Below are 18332 nucleotides of genomic sequence, written 5' to 3'. Positions count from 1 at the left end.
AGGACGCGGCTAGTCGAGCCCGATCAGCCGGCGGATGCGGCCGACATCGGTGCCGATGAAGGACTGCATGCCGATCGCCACCTGTTCCGGCGCCATGGCATCGACGAAATGCCGGAACTCCTCATCCGACAACGCCTTGCCGTTCCAGTGGACGCGGCAGAACTCTTGCGAGCCGTGGAAATGGCCGGCGCCATCCAGCACCTCGTCGACATAGCGGCCGTAGAGCATGCATTCGGAAAACTTTCGGGCCGAGCCGACGACGCTCACCCAGTCGCGGTCGTGCAGCTTTTCGATCCGTTCGCACATCGCCGCGACCGTCTCGCGGCGCCAGGCGATCAGCGTCGAGATGTAGTCATGGGTCGAAGCCGTCGCAGCAGCGATGCCGAGCGCCAGCCCGGCATTTTTCGACCAGATGCGGTGTTCGTCGTGGCCGTCCTTGGCCAACACGCCACCGCGCCTGAACAGCCGCACCTTGCCGTCATGCCAGAAGGCTCCGGTGTCGAACGGCTTGAGAAAGGCGACGTCGGAATCGCAGAAGACGAGAACGTCTTCTGCGGCATGCGCGGCAATGGCGATGCGGCGCAGCTGCTGCACGTGCCAGCCGCGCAGCGGCTGGGTCCTGAGGCTCAGCCAGACGCGGCGGCGAAACAGGCTGGACGGATCGTCGAATGCGCGCAGCCAGCGCGGCAGCAGATCCTTTTCGTCGACGATGGTGCGCCGGCTGCCTTCCAGCCGGCGAAACCGCGCCACGTCGCGATGCTCGACCAGGATGTAGTGCCGCGCCATGCCGCCGACATGGCGGTCGATGGTCTCGCACAGCAGCCGGCAGCGTTCGAAATCCGGCGCATAGCTGGCGGTGACGATCGCCGCCGACGGCGTCCGCGGCAGCGGAGCCATTCCGGTGGCGGCTTCGGGCAGGAAGCGGCTGTTCAACGGCTCGCCTCCGCGGCTTGCGGCTTGCCAGTCAATTTCTGTTTGAGGACGCGCCAGAGGAAGAGCGGGTTGCCGACCACGTAGCGGCGCCACAGGCGGCCTGGCTCGACCCAGAGGCGGAACAGCCATTCCAGCCTCATCCTGCGCATCCACAACGGCGCCCGCGGCACCGTTCCGCTCAGGAAATCGAGCAGCGCGCCGACGGCGATCGGCAGCGTGCAATGACCGGGCTCGATGTGGCGCGCGATCCACAATTCCTGGCGCGGCACGCCCATGGCGACAAGCAGCACATCCGGCCGCAGCCTGGCGATGCGCCCGACGATCTCCGGCTCCTCGGCCGGGGAGAAGTAGCCATCATGGATGACCACGAATTTGTGTTGTAGGGCGAGCGCGGCGAGCTTGGCGGATGCCGCCTCGGCATTGACACGCGTCGCGCCGAGCAACGCAACAGTGAGCGGCCGGGCCGAGGCTTTCAGGAAGGCCGGGACGAAATCGGTGCCGTTGAGGTTGTCGGGAAACGGCGCACCGTAGAGCAGCTTCGCTGCCATGTCGACGCCGACGCCGTCGGGCAGCACCAGGAAGTCGTCCAGCGCTTCGGCGAAGGCCGGGTCGGTGTAGGCGATGTTGGCGTTGTGGGCGTTGAGGAAGCTCACCTTGGTGAAGCGGCGCTCGGCGATCAGCCGGTTGAGCAGCGCAGTTGCCTCATCCCAGCGGATGGCGAGCACCGAGATGCCGAGGATGGTCCTCAGCGTGTCGGCGCCGGAGGCGGTGCGGGCGGCGTGCATATTCATGCCGCGATCTCCCGCCGGACAGCGCCGAGCTTGCCGAGACCCAGTTCCATCGCGGCGTCGAGCGCCTGTATCTGGCGGCGATGGAAGGCGCTGCCGTCGACATCTGACGCGTCGGCCGCTGCCGCTTCGAGCGCGGCGGCGAAGGCGACCGGGTCATCGGTCACCATGCAATTGTCCGGCCGATAGCCGATGCCGCGCAGCGAGCGGCTCGTGGCGACGGACGGCAAGCCGAGTTCGAAGGTCTCGATCGTCTTCAACTGCACCCCGCTGCCGGCGGTGCTGATCAGCGGGATGACGGCGGCGCCACGCACGAATGCCTGGGCGTCCGGAACGCGGCCGACGAATTCGACGCCGGGATGCGTCGAGACGATGCCCGAAGGCATGTTCCCGGCGATGCGTAAGCGGAAATCGGGCCTCAGATGCGGCACGACCTTGGCGAGGAACCAGTCCAGCCCGATGCGGTTCGGCTGCCAGGTCCAGGTGCCGATCAGCGCCGCGTCGCAATCGATGCGGCGTGGGGCTCGTTTGGCCGGCGCCTCGGCACGCGTCACCAGCGGCAGCACCGCCGAACGGTCGTCGGAGGCAACACCAAGTGCTGCGCGGTCCTCCTCGGCGAGCGTGAAGACGAAGCGCGCGGCGCGGCAGAGGCGTTCTTCCATCAGCTTGAGCAGCCTCGCCTCGCGGCGAAACAGCCAGCGCTGAAGCGCGCTGCCGGCTGCGGCGGCGTTTTCAGCGGCCGAGCGGTTCTCGACATTATGGGCAATGAAGATGGAGGGCCGGTCGCCGAAGAGCTCCTCAAACGCGCCGGCGAACTGCACGGAGTTCAGAACATAACCATCAAAGGGACCGGCATTTTCGATGGCGGCGCGGACTTCGCTGTCCTGAACGACGCGCAGCTGACCGAGGAAAAGGTGAGGCCGGCAAGCATGGCCTTCGCCACCCAGGCAAGTTTTTGAAACGGTGACGCGCTTTCGGTGCGCACGTCGACGGCGCCCAGCACGATGGTGTTTTCAGGGTCGACAGGAGCTTTCCCCGGCCAGGTGAAACCGATCACCGTCACGCGCACGCCGGCACGCCGCAGCGCGGCAATGATCGCAGCGTTGGCGATCTCGTAGCCCGAAGCGAGAGCGCCGTCGGGCACGATCGATGTGGCGAACAGAAGATGCATCTCACCTATCCAGCGCCGACCCCATAGCAAGGCGGAGTGAACCCTTGATTAAGTGGCGACGATTGCGGACTTGCATCGCCGGGCTGCCGCCTTTGAGCGCCAAGGTGATTAACGAAACGTTGTCACCGCAATGCTATCGAGGGACAAAATCCTATGCGGCTGGAACGGATGATCCCTTTGCCATCGGACGCTTCGGTATCGATCGCGGGGCGCTCTCCAGGGCTCGCCGCGGAGAGCGTCGAAGCTGTGGTCACGCTGCCGACCTTCAAGCGGCCGCAGCAACTGCTCGAAACGCTGGCGTCGCTTCAAGGGCAGCGCACCGGGAGAGCCTTCGCCGTCATCGTCATCGAAAACGAGGCCGAGGCGCGCGAAGGCGCCAAGGCGGCGCTGCCGCTGTTCGAACGCGGCGAAATGACGGGCCTGGTGATCGTTGCGCATGAGCGGGGCAATTGCAGCGCCTACAATGCCGGTTGGAAAACGGCGATGCTGCAATTTCCCAATTTCAAGCATCTGCTCGTCATCGACGACGACGAGACCGCGGACCCCGACTGGCTGGAGCGCATGTGCAAGGCGGCCGAGACGCTTGGCGCCGACATTGTCGGCGGGCCGCAAGTGCCGGTCTTTGCCGACCCGAGCCACGGCAGATGGGCAAATCATCCGGTCTTCGCGCCACCCTACAGGGAAACAGGGCGGGTGCCGGCGCTCTACTCGTCCGGCAATCTCCTCGTCGGGCGCAACGTGCTGGCGGCCATGGGGCCGCCCTTCCTGGATCTCAGATTCAACTTCATGGGCGGCGGCGATTCGGATTTTCTGAGCCGCGCCGCGCAGAAGGGCTTCGTGCTCGGTTGGTGCGCGCAGGCAAGGGTGAATGAAACGGTTCCTGCCCGGCGGGTCGAGCCCGATTGGATCCGCGCCCGCAGCCTGCGCAACGGCGTCATCTCCACGCTGGTGGAAAAGAAGAAGCGGGCCGGCACGCCCTTCGCCCGGGGCAAGGTCGTTCTGAAGAGCCTGGCATTGCTTGCCGCCTCCCCGCTGCGCGGCGCCATCCGGCTGGCGCGGACGGGCTCCCTGGCGACGGGCCTCTATCCCGTCTATGTCGCGCTTGGCCGGGTGCTGGCCGAATTCGGATACGCCAATGAGCAGTACCGACAGCCTGAGAAGAACTGAGCGCGCGCCGCTCAGCGCGGCTTTTTCGCGCGAGGGCGTCGCAACGGCGATCGCCGCGCTCTTGTTTACCGTGATCATCGTCTCGTTCCGGCCCTTCCAGCCGGCAGGCGCCGAGCTCACCGGCGACGGCGGCGACATCGTCAACCAGCTCGGCTTCGGCTCGCTCGGCGCGCTTTCGATTTTCGCGCTGCTCGCCTTCGCCGACCCGCGCGTGGTGCGTTCGATACTCAGTCCATCTTGGCTGCTGATGCTGGGCTTCTTCATGCTGTCGGTGGTGATGGCGACCGACCCGCCCGCGGCGATGCGCGCGGCCTCCTTCACCATGATCGGCATCATCACCATGGCGGCGATCCTGGTCCTGCCGCGCGACGCAGACTCCTTCGCGCGAGTCGTCATCTTCACCGCCGTGGTCGTCATTGGCCTCTCCTATGCCGGCCTGATCGTTTTTCCGCATGAGGCGCTGCACACGGCTGACTCACAGGAGCCCGAGCATGCGGGCCTGTGGCGCGGCGTATTCACCCACAAGAACATCGCCGGGCCGGTCATGGCGTGCTTCAGCTTCGCAGGGCTCTATCTGTTCCGGCGCGGGCAGCGCTGGTGGGGAGCCGGTATCTTCTGCGCGGCCTTGATCTTCATGCTGCACACCGGCTCGAAGACGACCGCCGGGCTGGTGCCGTTCTCGATCCTGATCGTGGTGCTGCCGAGCCTCATCGGTATGCGGCTCGGCACCCCGATCCTGTTCCTGGCCGCGATCATCGCAACGGCGGTCGGCACGCTCGGCATCGTTTTCATCCCGCCGGTCAAGCATCTGGCGGCAATCTATTTCCCGGACCTCACCTATACCGGCCGCACCACGCTTTGGGAGTTCGCCGGCGACATGCTGGCGAAGAGGCCTTGGACCGGGTACGGCTATGAGAGCTTCTGGGGAACGCCACTGCTGCTCAACCAGGACCAGCCTTTTGACCGCGCCTGGGACATCCGCACCATCGTGCACGGCCATGACGGCTATCTCGATATCGCCGTGCTGATGGGCATCCCGGCGCTCTGCGTGGCGATCTACACCTTCCTGATCGCGCCCTTACGCGATTACATGCGAATCCCGCCGCGCAAGGAAAACATCTTCCTTGGCGACTTCTTCATGATGGTGGTACTGTTCACCGCGCTGAACGCATTCCTCGAAAGTTTCTTCTTCCACCGCGGCGACCCGGTCTGGCTGTTCTTCGTGCTCGGCGTGCTTGGCCTTAGGCAAGTCTCGCTGCGGCCGATCCCGGTTCGCCCCTCGCCCCGATCCGCAATCGCCGCGATGGGACTTTCCCGTCGCCCGTCCAGCGTCTAATGAGAGCGCTTTGCGGAGGCTTCCATGACGATCAGGCTGGTTCTCGCCGGTTGCGGCAATATGGGTTACGCCATGCTTGCGGGCTGGCTGAAATCCGGCAAGCTCAAGCCCTCGGCGGTATTCGTGGTCGAACCGAATGCCGAATTGCGCAAGCGCGCCGAGCATCTCGGGTGCAGCGCAGCTGCCGGCGCTTCCGGCATTCCAGCAGATGCAGGACCTGATCTCGTCATCGTTGCCGTGAAGCCGCAGGTCATCCGCGATGTCGTGGCGGATTACAAGCGTTTCGCCGACGGCAGGACCACCTTCGTCAGCATAGCCGCCGGAACACCGGTCGCCACCTTCGAGGAAATCCTCGGCCACCTCGCGCCGATCATCCGCTGCATGCCGAACACGCCGGCTGCGATCGGCAAGGGCATGATGGTGGTGTTTTCCAACCCGCTGGTATCGGACGACATCAGGCGCTTCGTCGCCGAGCTGCTCTCGGCGAGCGGCGTCGTGACGACGATCGACGACGAGGCGCTGATGGATGCTGTGACTGCGGTCTCCGGGTCCGGTCCGGCCTATATCTTCCATTTCATCGAGGCGCTGACGGTCGCTGCCGAGAAAGCCGGACTGCCGGCCGAGACAGCCAGGCTGCTGGCCACACAGACCGTCTATGGTGCTGCCTCGCTCGCCGCCGAAAGCGACGAGGAGCCGGGCGTATTGCGCCAGCAGGTGACCAGCCCCAACGGCACCACCGCGGCGGCTCTTGCTGTGCTGATGGGCGAGGACCGGCTGACGAAGTTGCTGAGCGAGGCGGTCGAGGCGGCGCGGCGGCGCTCTATAGAGCTGGGGAAGTAAGCCGGTTCCGCTCACGCGAGATCGGTATGCGAAAATAACTGCGCTCTCGCAGAGCTGGGACATTCCGCGACGCTATCGCAGTCACGACACGGGCTCGCCACCTAGTCAGCCACGACATACTGGACCGCGACGGGTGATCAGAGCGGCGAAGCCGAAATCTCTTTCTTTCAACGCAGCAGCCGGCGCTCAAGGAAGGACCCCATGTCCCGCCGGCCATCGACAAGGCAGTAGATCACCACGTCGTGTTTCTGGTGCATGCGCCTTGATATAGCTGATGGGTTTTACTTTTTCCGACAACTTCAGAGATGCAGTCTCTTTGACCAGAATATAGACCGCAAATTGGTCGACCGAAGTGCTACCGGCCAAGGTTGGAATACGGACATCTTTGATCCGGCGAAAGCGTCAGGCGCCGTAGAGCATCTCGTCCTGCAGCCGACGCAAGGCAAACAGCTTCGTCGTGTGGTCAGGCGCGGCATTTTCCGCCGTCAGCAGTTCGCCCTTCTTGACCGGCTTCAGCACCTTGCCGCCCTCGAGCAGCCCGACCGGAACGGCGCGACTGGCGCGGGCCTCGGCGATGTCCATTGTCCAGGAGCGGTAGCAGGTCTCGCCGATGGCATCGAAGGTCTCGCCGGGGGCGAGGTCGCGCTTGGCCACCGCGCAGACCTCGGCCACCGGTTTTGGCAAAGGCACCATGTCGGGCCTTCCGTAGAGCATGATGCGAGCCGCGGTCAGCGGCACCTCGAGCGAGGTCAAATGGTAGGGCCGGAAGAAGCTGTAATAGGGGCCGTGACCGACATGGAGGTCGTCCATGCGCTCGACCACGCGCGGATGGGTGGCCTCGACGATGACGAAGACGCCAGGCGCCACGCCCTTGCCGATGGTGTAGTCGACGACGCCTTTCTTTGACAGGATGCCGCCGTCCGCGCGCGGGATGAGCACCTTGGCAAGCTGGTCGCGATCGGCCTTGGGACCGTGCATGCCGGCGATGTCGGGCACCAGCCCGGTGGCGTTGGCGATGGCGCACATCTCGACCATGGTTTTCGAGCCGTCGACGAATTCGACCAGCATGCGCGGGTTCATGTTCCGGCGCAGGGCTTCCTTGCGGTAATCGTCGGGCACGGCGTCGTGGTTGAGCGGATTGTTCTTGCCCTTGCCGGCCGAGACGATGGTGTAGCCGAGCGCCGAGGCGAACTCGATCAGTTCCATGCAGCTCGATGGCTCGTCGCCGGCGCCAACCGAATAGACGACGCCGAGCCGATCCGCCTGCTGCTTCAGATAACAGCCGATGGTAACGTCGGCCTCGACATTCATCATCACCAGATGCTTGCCATGCTCCATGGCCATCAGATCGAAATCGGCAGCGACACCGGGTTTGCCGGTCGCATCGATGACGACGTCGATGAGCGGATTGGTGACCAGCATCTCGTTGGACGTGATGGCGATCCTGCCGCTCTCGATTGCCTGACTGACCTTCGAGGCGGTTTCGGCCTCCGCCGCCATTGCCTCGTTGCCATAGGCAATGCGGATCGCCTCGCGAGCCGTGTGCGGGCGACGGGTGGAGATGGCCGCGACCGAGATGCCCGGCATCAGCATGCCCTGCGTCACCAGATCGGTGCCCATCTCGCCGGAGCCGATGACACCGATGCGCACGGGCTTGCCCTCGGCGGCGCGCCGGGCGAGATCGCGGGCAAGGCCCGTCAGGGCGACATTTGTCATACAAGAAAGTCCGTTTTGATTTCAGCCCGCAATACAGGGAACGCTTCCCCTTTGCCAACAAAACCGGTCAGGCGTGGCAATTTCCGGTGCATGCCTTGCAAAACCGGAGCAGATTCTTCGCAGCAATCCGCACCTAGCCTTCGCCGTGCGGCGAGCTAATAATGGCCTAGAAATCGGGAGGCCTGACATGACGGAGTTCACGCCTAAGTTCGACCTGGCCGGCAAAGTGGTGCTGGTCACCGGCGCCTCGCGCGGCATCGGGCGGGCCTGCGCGCTTGCATGCGCCGGTTCGGGCGCTGACATGATAGTGGGCGTGCGAAACGAGAGAGACGGTGCCGACCTCGTCGCGGAGATCGAACGCAGCGGCCGCAAAGCGCTCGCCGTGCGAATGGATCTGACCGATCTCGCCACGGTGCGCAGCGCCGCCGCCGAAGCGCACGCCGCCTTCGGCCGCATCGACGTGCTGGTCAACAATGTCGGTCTTGGGCCGGAAAATCTTGCCGAGAACGTGACGGAGGAGGATTTCGACCTCACCGTCAACGTCAACCTCAAGGGCACCTTCTTCACCACCCAAGCGGTCGGGCGGCTGATGATCGCCCAGAAATCCGGGCGTATCATCAACATCAGTTCGCAGGCCGGCACCGTGACGCTGAAAGGCGAGGCTATCTATTGCATGACCAAGGCTGCCATAAACCATCTGACGCGTTGCCTGGCGGCCGAGTGGGCACAGCACGGCATCGGCGTCAACAGCGTCGCGCCGACCTTCATCTGGACCGATGGAACAAAGCCGTCGCTAGCCGACAAGGATTTTCACGCCCAGGTGCTGCGGCACATTCCGCTCGGCCGAATCGGCGATCCGATCGATGTGGCCGGCACCGTCGTGTTCCTGGCCTCACCAGCCGCTTCGTTGATCACCGGTGCCAATATTCTGGTCGACGGCGGCTGGTCGGTCGCCTAGGCAACAAGCCTGGATGCGAAGGCCAGCCACCAGCCGGGCAGGGCTGCGATGTGCCGAACGGCGCGATTCGCTGTGCAAACTGACCGACTGTCTTCGGCAATCCCTGATTGCGGTCCGCTTCCGGCTCGATGCTCTCCACTGACGCGTAGCGTTATGTGCCATTTTTGCTACAGCCCTTGAGACTAATGGCGAGAAACCACGCTTTTATAAGTCTCTAGCCCATTAGGGACTCACATCCTCGAAAAATCTGATAGTAGTGCTCGCAAGCTCCGGTGGCAGGCTTGGGCAAATATGCGCTGACAAAAAATAAAAGGGCGCGGGGATAGTCACGGGGTAAATATGACCAGGACGGGTAAAGTCACCGTCGGCTGGCGCGTTGCGCTTGCCATGACAGTTTCAATGCTGGCTTGCGGCAGCGCCAGCGCACTTACACTCAAGGAAGCCATAGCAGTGGCGGTGGAGTCCAATCCGGAGATTGGACAGGCGATCGAAAACCGCGAGGCGATCGAATTCGAGTTGCGCCAGGCAAAGGGGCTCTATCTTCCGAGCGTCGATTTGGAAGCCTCGACCGGCGTTCGCCGCTTGGACAACGAATCGCGGCGCGCGCTCGACGAGGACCATGACGCGCTTTACCCGAACGAAGCCGACCTGACGGTCTCGCAGACGCTCTATGACAGCGGGGCGCGGCGCGCCGAATTGAACCGCCAGGCTTCGCGCGTCGACGGGGCTTCCTTCAGGGTGCTGGAACGGTCCGAGTTCATCGGGCTTTCCGTCGTCCAGGACTACCTCGAATACATGCTGCAGGCTTCGATCGTCAGCGAGGCGAAGAAGAACCTCGCCTTCCACCAGTCTATACTGGGCGACATCAAGCAGGGCATCGCCGGCGGCGCGCTCAACGATGCCGACCAGCAGCAGGCAGAGGAACGGCTCTTTGCCGCCAAGGCGCGGATGCAGGAGGCCACGGAGGAATTGGAGGCGGCCAAGATCCGCTTCTTCAAGACGGTCGGCAAGCCGCTGACCAACGCATCCAGGCCAGGCGACGTCTCCCGCGCTCTGCCGCGGTCGCTGGACGAGGCGATCGGGCTCGGCCGGCAGAACAATCCGCGCGTCCACATGGCCAACAGCGACATCGATGCAGCCGCTTCGCTGGTCGACGCGGCACGGGCGAAATTTGGGCCCACGATCACTGCCGAGGGTGTCGCCCGCGGCGGATATGACATCGACGGCGCCGATGGCGACACCAACGACCTGCAGGCTCGCGTCGTGCTGCGTTGGAACCTCTATCGCGGCGGCATCGACAAGGCGAACGAGCAGGAGCAGGTCCGCCGCACCAGCGAGCAACGCCTTGCGCTGCATCAGGTGCTGCGCGAGATCGAGGAAGCCGTCCGCATCTCCTGGGATCGCCGTTTCCGCCAGGCGGAACTCGCGCAGACGCTTCGGCAGCAGGCAGCCACCAACGAAAAGCTGGTCGCTTCCTATCGCGAGCAGTTCAAGGTCGGACAGCGCTCTCTGCTCGACGTGCTCGATGCTCAAAACACGCGCTTCAACACCGCGACGCTGGCTGACACCTCGGCTTACGCATCGCTGTTCGCACAGTACCGCTTGCTCGCGGCGACCGGACAGTTGCTGAAGACGATGAACATCGCGCCGGCCAAGCAGTCCACCGCCTACGCCCGAACGGAATTCGGCGTGCCGGCAACGGCCGACACCGAAACCTATGCGCGCACGCCGTCCGAGCAGAAGAACGATCTGCCGTTCGACATCCTCGCGCCGGTCAGGAAAAAGCAGCCGATGTAAGCATCGATCATGGTCCTCCGGGGCGGGTCGTGAACCAGCAACCTCATATCCTGTCGCCCAAGGAGGCTTTCAAGGCCTGCTTCTCGGCGATCGCAGCCTATCTCGGCAGGCCGAGCGCGGAGACCGTGCTGTTTGCCGGCGTGCCGATTTCGGAGACGAGGATCGAGCCGGACGACATCAGGCATCTGGCCGAACGCATCGGGCTCGAGGCGCAGGAGTTCAGCCAGCGCGATTTCATGCGGGGTCGTATCGATCTTCCCGCAATCGTGTTTCGTCTCAGCCAGTTGCCCGTCGCGCTGCTGGCTGAGATCGAAAGCGGGCAGTATCTGACCGCTCCGCAGGAAAACGGCCGCACCACGATCAGCCGGTCGGAGCTCGCCGAGGGCCCGATCACCGGCGGCGCCTCCTTCTCCATCACCTACGCCAACACGGCCGAGGAGATGACGGTCGGGTCGGCGCCAAGGATCGAGCGGCGGCACTGGCTGACCGGAACGATGGGGGCGTTCTGGCGCACCTATTCGAAGGTCGTGCTGTCGGCGGTCTTCATCAACATGCTGGCGATCGCGTCGCCGATCTTCACCATGAACGTCTATGACAGGATCCTGCCGAACAAAGCGATCTCGACGCTCTGGGTTCTGGCGCTCGGCATCGGCGCGGCCATTCTGTTCGACCTGCTGCTCAAGACGGCCCGCGCCGCATTGATCGACTACGCCGGACGCAAGGCGGACCTGCGCATTTCCTACCTCCTGTTCGAGAAGGTGCTGAACTCGTCGCTGTCGGCGCGGCCGGGCTCGACGGGCGAATATGCCAACCGGGTCACGCAATACGAGTTCGTGCGCGAATTCTTCACCTCGAACACGATCAGCGTCTTCATCGACACCGTCTTCGTCTTCGTCTTCCTGCTGGTCATCTACGCCATAGGCGGCTGGCTGGTGATCATACCGGCGCTGGCCTTCGTGATTTCCGTCGTTGTCGGCCTGGTCACGCAACGGCGCATCGGCAAACGGGTCGCCGCTTCGATGAACGAGGCGGCGCAGCGCCAGGCGCTTCTGGTCGAATCCATCTCGACGCTGGAGACGATCAAGTCGCTGCGCGCCGAGGCCTATCTGCTGCGCAAGTGGGGCGAGCATTCGAAGAACGCGGCCAACACGTCGGAAAAAATCAAGGAGCTTTCGGCCGCCGCCGGCAACATCACCGGCGCCATCCAGCAGTTTGTGACAGTCGCCCTGGTGGTGGCCGGCGCCTATGCCTTCTCCGACGGCCAGATCTCGACCGGCGCCATCATCGGCACCGTCATGCTGGCGGGCCGGGCGGTGGCGCCGCTCGGCCAGATCGCCATCACGCTGGCGCGGTTCCGTCAGGCCATGCTGTCGCTACGGATCATCAACACGATCATGTCGCAGCCTGAGGACCGGCCGGATACGGTCGGCTTCGTCAATCGGCCGATCCGAAGCGGCGCGATGCATTTCAAGAATGTCGGCTTCACCTATCCGGGAACCGAAAACGAGGTGCTGAGCGGGCTCAACATCACAGTCAGGCCGGGCGAGCGCGTCGGCATCATCGGCCGTATCGGCTCGGGCAAGACAACGATGGGCCGGTTGATCGGCCGGCTGTTCCTGCCGACCTCCGGCGAATTGCTGATCGACGGCATCGACATTCGCCAATACCACCCCTCGGAAGTGCGCGCCGCGGTCGGCATCGTCGCGCAGGCCGGCGACCTGTTTTCAGGCACCATCAAGGAGAATCTCCTGATGGCGGCGCCGGACGCGAGCGACGAGGAGATCATCGAAGCCGCCAAGGCAGCCGGTGTCGACGACTTCGTCTCGCGCCACCCGCGCGGCTACGACATGAATGTCGGCGAGCGGGGCACCAACCTGTCGGGCGGCCAGCGTCAGGCGGTGGCGATCGCACGCCTGCTTCTGACCAAGCCCAAGATCGTCTTCCTGGACGAGCCGTCGGGTTCTATGGACCTTGCCTCGGAACGGCAGTTGATCAGGCAGCTCAAGGTGGCGATCGACCGCGACACGACATTGATCGTGTCGACGCATCGCTACAGCATGCTGGAACTCGTCGACCGGCTCATTGTCGTAGACCAGGGCCGCGTGGTTGCCGACGGGGCGAAGGAAAGAGTCATCCAGGCATTGCAAAAGCCGAGTGCCTGATTGGATCATGGGAAATGCTTGCAAAAGAAGATAGGCCGCCACTCTTCGCCTCGGCGTCCGTCTACATCATAGGGGCCCTTTTCGTGGCCTTCACGGCCTGGGCATCCTTCGCCGAGGTCGATGAGATCGCGCGCGGCGACGGCAAGGTCATTCCCGCCTCCAAAACCCAGATCATCCAGGCGAGCGAAGCCGGCGTCGTCCAGGAGATCGCGGTCAAGATCGGCCAGACGGTCAAGAAGAACGACCTCATCATCCGCCTCGACAACAGCGGCAACGCTTCGAGCCTCGGCGAGGAACAGGCCAAGGCGCGGGCGCTGCAGGCGCGCATCGCCAGGCTCAAGTTCGAGCAAAGCGGCAATGTCGAGGGGGCGTTTCCGTGCCCGACCGACATCCAGAAGGTGGCGCCGGAGATCTGCGACAACGAGCAGAAGCTGCTCGTTGCGCGCCGCGACAACTTCGAGGTCAAGCTGTCGGTTCTCAAGTCGCGCCTCGACCAGCGCGAGAAGGAACTGGACGAGGCCACCGCCAATGCCGATCGCCTGTCCAAGAGCCTGGCGGTCAGCGATCAGGAAACGGCGCTGGTCGAATCCATGGTCAAGAAGGGCCTGATGGCCAAGACCGAGCAGATCCGCGTCGAACGCGAGCAGACCGATCTGCATGGCCAGCTCAACCTTGCCGGCGAGACCATCAAGAAAACCAAGGCGGCGATCACCGAGGCGCAACTGCAGGTCAACGAGCTCGGGCTGCAGTTGCAGCAGGAGGCGCTGAGCGACCTGACCCAGGCGCTCGCCGATCTGTCCGTGGTGGACGAGACCATCAGGGGCGCCACCGACAAGGTGGCCCGGACCGACATCCGCTCGCCCGTCGACGGCATTGTCAACACGCTCGACGTCAACACGCTCGGCGCCTTTGTCCAGCCGGGCGCGGTCGTGGCCGGCATCGTGCCGACTTCAGAGACGCTTCTGGTCGAAGCCCGGGTTTCACCGCGCGATGTCGCCTTCATCCAGCCGGACCAGGACGCGCTGATCAAGGTCACGGCTTACGATTTCTCGATCTTCGGCGGCATCGAAGGCAAGGTCTCGAACATCACCGCCGACAGCCTTGTCGACCAGAAGACGGGCGAGCCCTACTATCAGGTGCGCGTCGCGACCGAGAAATCAACGCTGCAAAGGAACGGCAAGACCTACTCGATCATCCCGGGCATGATCTGCTCGGTCGACATCAAGACCGGACGCAAGACGATCCTCAACTACCTTTTGAAGCCCATCAACAAGGCGCGTCAGGAGGCGATGAGTGAGCGATAGCGCCGCTCGCCCCGACACCCAGCGCGAACGGCTGCTGCCGTCGCTCGCGGCCGAGGATTTCGGTCCGGAGTTCCGCGTCGTGGCCCGCGGCGGCGTGCGCCGAGGCATTCGGCTCGAGCGCGCTTTCTGGGTATCGCTGAAGCAGATGGCCGAAAGCCGCAAATGCACGATCGGCATGCTGGTCGAGGAGATCGCCGAAAATCATCCCGAGGGCAATCTCACCTCGGCGATCCGGGTCGCATGCATGCGGGGCCTCATCGAGGAGAGCATGGAACTGCGCAAGCTCGCCTCGATCCGGACCATCAACGCGATCCTCGTCGCGTGCCCCTCGCCCGCCTTCGCGCTGTCGTCGTCGAAGAAGATCCTGGCCTTCAACACGCCGTTCCAGCAATTGGTGAAGCGGCAATTGCCGAGCGCACCCGGCGAGGAGGGACACCAGGACCTGAAACTGGCACTGGACCTCAACGTCACCGACATATTTGCCCGGCTCGACGCCAACGGCGAGACACCGGTCACCACCGGCTTCGTCATCGGCGCCGGCGAGCGCCGCTATCGGGGTCAGCTCAGCGCCGTGCGCGCGCCGGTGGCCGAACCGGAACTGCTGATGGCGTTCGTCTTCAACGGCTAGCGGTATTCGCCCTGGTCAGCGTCATGTCAGGCGAGGAGCCCTCGCCGGGAGCGACCGTCGAGAAGCCGCCGGCGATGTCGGCGATCTGCGCGCCGGACTTCGACCCGTGGATCCAGGCCCGATCGGTGCTGAAAGAATAGAGCGGGACGTAATCGGGAAGATCGCGGTCCATCGCCACAACATTGCTGAGGCTGTCCAGGATGAAGGCACCTTCGCCGGTGCTCACGGACAGGACTGCGTGGAAAAATTTCCGCCGGCGGTCCTGCAGCACCACGAGCGACATGCTTTGCGGCGGGACGCCGGCCCGCAGCAGCGCCGTCATCTTCAATATGGCGAAATCCTCGCAGTCGCCCGCACGATGCTCAAGGATCTCCGACGGCTTGGCCCAATAATCGAGCTTGCCGTAGACGACACTGTCCTTGCGGTAGGCGATCAGGCGGTTGATGCTGCTGTTGACGAAGGCAAGCTTGTCGCGGAAGCCCTTGCTGCCGGCGATGTCGACAATCTCGGTGAAGGCCGCGTTCTCGTGGTCGCAGGCGCTGCCGGACGAGCAATCGACGATCGCCTTGTAGACGGGCGACCAGCGCGCCGCCACAGGGAAGTTGTGCATCGAGAGCGCCACTGAGCCGAACACGCCCGGGATGATCGCCGCGGTCTGGATCGGATCGATCCCGGGAGCGGCCAGCACGCTCGAACCATCGACCGCTGCGCGGGTTTCAAGCGGGCCATAGGCGCTGGCGACAGCGATCATGCGATAGGCCGCGACGGGCCGCCAGGGCTGGAGTCTGGTCAGCGAGATGCCGCCGAGGATGGTCGGCGAAGCAACGGTTTGCGGCACCGATTCACCGACCGACATCGCACTGGCCGATGAGGGATTGGACAGGCCGGCGATGCCGACTGCCAGCAGGAAAACCCTGATCCCTGACAACCCCAAGGCAACTTTTTGTATTTTCATGACGCCCACCTTTGACCGTGGACGCTACCGATCTTGTCTCAAATTATCGGAAAGGAAGGTGGGTAACTTTCATCGAATCACTCTATTCTGTTTTATATCAAATTTGATTCAAACTTATACTTCCGCTTGCCGATTCGGCGCCGGTCTCCCCGGCACATGAAGCGTCGGTCGGGCACATGCATAATCAAATATATTGTCGCAATTTACCAAGCGCAAAAAATACGAATCTTCACATATTATCTTATATGCAAAGCGTTGAAGGTCAGTTGCAAAGCTCCGGCCTCGCATGTCTTTTGCCGAGAAATGCCGAAGGGGGCTTGACCTATGACGACCAGTATCGAATTCGACGCCGTTCCCAATTCCACGGACGAGCAATCGGCTGTTGGCGAGCATCCGATTTCAGCGGGTGTTCAAGTTGCTCAGGCCGCCACGGGGGCAGCACAGCCAGCCGGTGAGCCGGTGCCGGTCGATGTGGGCAGCGGCGCCGCGGCACAGGGTACGGCCAATGCGCCGGCGGCAAACGCGCCGGCAGCGAACACAGCGGCCTCCAACGTTACGCATGAATACCACGCCGAGGCCGGCAATGTCGTGAAGCTCCCGGCCAACGTGTCGATCGACAACATCAAGGTCGATGGCCACAATCTGGTTCTGCAGCAGCCGGATGGATCCGAGATCGTCATCAAGGATGGCGCGCTGAACGTGCCGACCTTCATCATCGGCGATGTCGAGGTGCCACGCGTTGCGCTGATCGCCGCGCTCGAGGCAAGCCATGTCGATGTCGCCTTCGGCGCCGACGGCTCGATTTCGGCCGGCGGAAATGGCTCGCCGAACAGCGCCGGCGGAAATTTCCAGGTTCCTCCCGGCGGGATCGGCGACGGCTTCGGCCTGACGTCACTCCTGCCGCCGACGGCGCTGCAGTTCGGCCAGCCGGATAACCGCGAATTGTTCCCAAGCCTCCTCAAACCGGATTCGACGCCTTCGATCGGAACCATAGGGGGAGCAAGCGTCAACGAAGCCGGTCTGCCGGCGCGCAACGGTGAACCGGAAGGCTCGGACTCCGCCTCCAATTCGGAGACCACGTCCGGCACGATCGGTTTCACTTCGCCGGACGGCGTATCGGAAGTCACGCTCGGCGGCCATGTGCTGACCGGCGCCCCGCAGACCTTCACCGACGCCACCGGCTCGCTGACGGCCAGCTACACTTACGACCCGGTAACCGGCACCGGCTCGATCAGCTATACCTACACGCTGCTCGACAACACCTCTGGCGACAACACGAGCGTGAGTTTCGCGGTTGGCGTAACTGATTCCGACGGCGATGCAGCTCCTCCCGGATCGCTGGTCATCAACATCATCGACGACGCACCGACCGCGGTCGCCGACACCGACGTCGTGCCGTCGGGTTCGCACGCCGCGATCGACGGCAATGTCATCACCGGCGCTGGCAGCGACGGCAATGCCGCCGGCGCCGATGTTAAGGGCGCCGACGATGTGACGGTCGTTGGGGTGGCGGCGGGCACCACGGCCGGCGGCGAAGACGGCAATGTCGGCACCGTCATCCAGGGCACCTACGGCAAGCTGACGCTCAATGCCGACGGCTCCTACAGCTACACCCGCGACGCCGGCACCCCCGGCGGCCATGACGACGTCTTCACCTACACCATCAAGGACGGCGACGGCGATCTGTCGCACACCACGCTGACGATCTCGATCGGCGACTCCACGCCGACCATCGGCGGCCTGACGCCGCAGGCTCAGGGCGGCGACACCACCGTCAACGAGAAGGGCCTGCCGGCCAGCTCCGGCTCGGAAGGCTCGGGCGAACTGGCGGCACCAGGCGCCGACGGCGATCCGTCCGAGCACAACACCGGCACCTTCACCATCTCCTCGCCCGACGGCATCGCCAAGCTCACCATCAACGGCACCGACATCTCGGCGGCAGCGCTTGCCAACAGCGGCACCACGCATGTCGACGTGACGACGCCCGACGGCAACACGCTGACCATCACCGGCTATGACGCCGGCACCGGCCAGGTCAGCTACACCTACACGCTCCTCGACAACGAGACCCACTCCGGCGCCGGCACCGACTCCATCTTCGACAACATGACGGTGACGGTCACCGACACCGATGGCGATGCCTCCTCGGGAACGCTCTCGGTTCAGATCGTCGACGACGTGCCGACCGCAAATCTCGACACCAACAGCATTGCGTCGGGCCAGTTCGGCCCGGTCAGCGGCAATGTGCTGGCCAACGACGTGATCGGCGCCGACGGCCCGGCCACGACCTCGCCGGCAGGCGGCATCGTCGGCGTCGTTGCCGGCACCACGGCCGGCGGCGAAGACGGCAATGTCGGCACCGTCATCCAGGGCACCTACGGGAAGCTGACGCTCAATGCCGACGGCTCCTACAGCTACACCCGCGACGCCGGCACCCCCGGCGGCCATGACGACGTCTTCACCTACACCATCAAGGACGGCGACGGCGATCTGTCGCACACCACGCTGACGATCTCGATCGGCGACTCCACGCCGACCATCGGCGGCCTGACGCCGCAGGCTCAGGGCGGCGACGTC

The 18332-nt window shown here is 64.1% G+C and carries 13 protein-coding genes and 1 pseudogene; 9 read left to right on the top strand and 5 right to left on the bottom strand.

Annotated elements, in window-relative coordinates; translation table 11 throughout:
- Positions 1 to 9: 9 nt before the first annotated feature.
- The 3 genes and pseudogenes from EN818_RS25560 to EN818_RS25550 form a co-directional block, all read right to left on the bottom strand.
- Entirely contained in the window at positions 10 to 933 is a 924-nt protein-coding gene (locus tag EN818_RS25560; protein WP_135905686.1) for a DUF6492 family protein, read from the bottom strand.
- A complete protein-coding gene (locus tag EN818_RS25555; RefSeq protein WP_135905684.1) occupies positions 930 to 1724 on the bottom strand; it encodes a WecB/TagA/CpsF family glycosyltransferase in 795 nt (264 codons plus the stop codon). The genes EN818_RS25560 and EN818_RS25555 overlap by 4 nt, the downstream gene beginning before the upstream one ends.
- Positions 1721 to 2892: pseudogene (locus EN818_RS25550) on the bottom strand (glycosyltransferase family 4 protein). The gene EN818_RS25555 and the pseudogene EN818_RS25550 overlap by 4 nt, the downstream one beginning before the upstream one ends.
- 168 nt (positions 2893 to 3060) lie before the next feature.
- On the opposite strand from EN818_RS25550, the gene EN818_RS25545 reads away from it, so the two are divergent.
- From EN818_RS25545 to proC, 3 genes are read left to right on the top strand one after another with little or no spacing between them, the layout of a single operon-like run.
- On the top strand, positions 3061 to 4059 hold the full coding sequence (locus tag EN818_RS25545; protein WP_135905769.1) for a glycosyltransferase: 999 nt from the start codon (positions 3061 to 3063) through the stop codon (positions 4057 to 4059).
- Positions 4028 to 5395 (top strand): O-antigen ligase, encoded by a 1368-nt coding sequence (locus EN818_RS25540; RefSeq protein ID WP_135905682.1) that lies wholly within the window; start codon positions 4028 to 4030, stop codon positions 5393 to 5395. Before EN818_RS25545 ends, EN818_RS25540 begins: the two co-directional genes overlap by 32 nt.
- 24 nt (positions 5396 to 5419) lie before the next feature.
- Complete coding sequence (gene proC / locus EN818_RS25535; RefSeq protein WP_135905680.1) at positions 5420 to 6235, top strand: pyrroline-5-carboxylate reductase; 816 nt, start codon at positions 5420 to 5422, stop codon at positions 6233 to 6235.
- A gap of 402 nt (positions 6236 to 6637) precedes the next feature.
- Here the strand turns inward: proC and EN818_RS25525 are convergent, their stop codons facing one another.
- Entirely contained in the window at positions 6638 to 7951 is a 1314-nt protein-coding gene (locus tag EN818_RS25525; protein ID WP_135905678.1) for an NAD(P)H-dependent oxidoreductase, read from the bottom strand.
- 187 nt (positions 7952 to 8138) lie between these two features.
- Between EN818_RS25525 and EN818_RS25520 the strand changes: the two genes are divergently transcribed.
- The 5 genes from EN818_RS25520 (at position 8139) to EN818_RS25500 (ending at position 14800) form a co-directional block, all read left to right on the top strand.
- Positions 8139 to 8909: a glucose 1-dehydrogenase gene (locus EN818_RS25520; protein ID WP_135905676.1), complete on the top strand. Its 771-nt coding sequence runs from the start codon at positions 8139 to 8141 to the stop codon at positions 8907 to 8909.
- A gap of 339 nt (positions 8910 to 9248) precedes the next feature.
- The gene (locus EN818_RS25515; protein WP_095809239.1) at positions 9249 to 10706 is read left to right on the top strand and encodes a TolC family protein; all 1458 of its coding nucleotides are present in this window, start codon (positions 9249 to 9251) and stop codon (positions 10704 to 10706) included.
- 29 nt (positions 10707 to 10735) lie between these two features.
- A complete protein-coding gene (locus EN818_RS25510; protein WP_095809238.1) occupies positions 10736 to 12868 on the top strand; it encodes a type I secretion system permease/ATPase in 2133 nt (710 codons plus the stop codon).
- 14 nt (positions 12869 to 12882) lie between these two features.
- Positions 12883 to 14172: an HlyD family type I secretion periplasmic adaptor subunit gene (locus EN818_RS25505; RefSeq protein WP_095809237.1), complete on the top strand. Its 1290-nt coding sequence runs from the start codon at positions 12883 to 12885 to the stop codon at positions 14170 to 14172.
- Positions 14162 to 14800: a ribbon-helix-helix domain-containing protein gene (locus tag EN818_RS25500; RefSeq protein ID WP_135905674.1), complete on the top strand. Its 639-nt coding sequence runs from the start codon at positions 14162 to 14164 to the stop codon at positions 14798 to 14800. Before EN818_RS25505 ends, EN818_RS25500 begins: the two co-directional genes overlap by 11 nt.
- Here the strand turns inward: EN818_RS25500 and EN818_RS25495 are convergent.
- Positions 14790 to 15755 (bottom strand): transglutaminase-like cysteine peptidase, encoded by a 966-nt coding sequence (locus tag EN818_RS25495; RefSeq protein ID WP_135905672.1) that lies wholly within the window; start codon positions 15753 to 15755, stop codon positions 14790 to 14792. The genes EN818_RS25500 and EN818_RS25495 overlap by 11 nt on opposite strands.
- A 324-nt stretch (positions 15756 to 16079) precedes the next feature.
- Here EN818_RS25495 and EN818_RS25490 point away from each other — a divergent pair.
- Positions 16080 to 18332, top strand: a 2253-nt coding sequence (locus EN818_RS25490; protein ID WP_210237318.1) for an Ig-like domain-containing protein, incomplete at its 3' end; no start/stop codon positions are given.

Source organism: Mesorhizobium sp. M3A.F.Ca.ET.175.01.1.1 (assembly GCF_004791945.1).
Lineage (GTDB): Bacteria > Pseudomonadota > Alphaproteobacteria > Rhizobiales > Rhizobiaceae > Mesorhizobium.
The sequence above is the reverse complement of the archived record's forward strand: the minus strand, read 5'-3'. Positions and strand labels throughout refer to the sequence as shown.

Coding starts and splice junctions, on each gene's coding strand:
- EN818_RS25555 (WP_135905684.1), bottom strand. CDS start 1,724: ATGAATATGCACGCCGCCCGCACCGCCTCCGGCGCCGACACGCTGAGG.
- proC (WP_135905680.1), top strand. CDS start 5,420: ATGACGATCAGGCTGGTTCTCGCCGGTTGCGGCAATATGGGTTACGCC.
- EN818_RS25495 (WP_135905672.1), bottom strand. CDS start 15,755: ATGAAAATACAAAAAGTTGCCTTGGGGTTGTCAGGGATCAGGGTTTTC.
- EN818_RS25520 (WP_135905676.1), top strand. CDS start 8,139: ATGACGGAGTTCACGCCTAAGTTCGACCTGGCCGGCAAAGTGGTGCTG.
- EN818_RS25505 (WP_095809237.1), top strand. CDS start 12,883: ATGCTTGCAAAAGAAGATAGGCCGCCACTCTTCGCCTCGGCGTCCGTC.
- EN818_RS25515 (WP_095809239.1), top strand. CDS start 9,249: ATGACCAGGACGGGTAAAGTCACCGTCGGCTGGCGCGTTGCGCTTGCC.
- EN818_RS25545 (WP_135905769.1), top strand. CDS start 3,061: ATGATCCCTTTGCCATCGGACGCTTCGGTATCGATCGCGGGGCGCTCT.
- EN818_RS25540 (WP_135905682.1), top strand. CDS start 4,028: ATGAGCAGTACCGACAGCCTGAGAAGAACTGAGCGCGCGCCGCTCAGC.
- EN818_RS25525 (WP_135905678.1), bottom strand. CDS start 7,951: ATGACAAATGTCGCCCTGACGGGCCTTGCCCGCGATCTCGCCCGGCGC.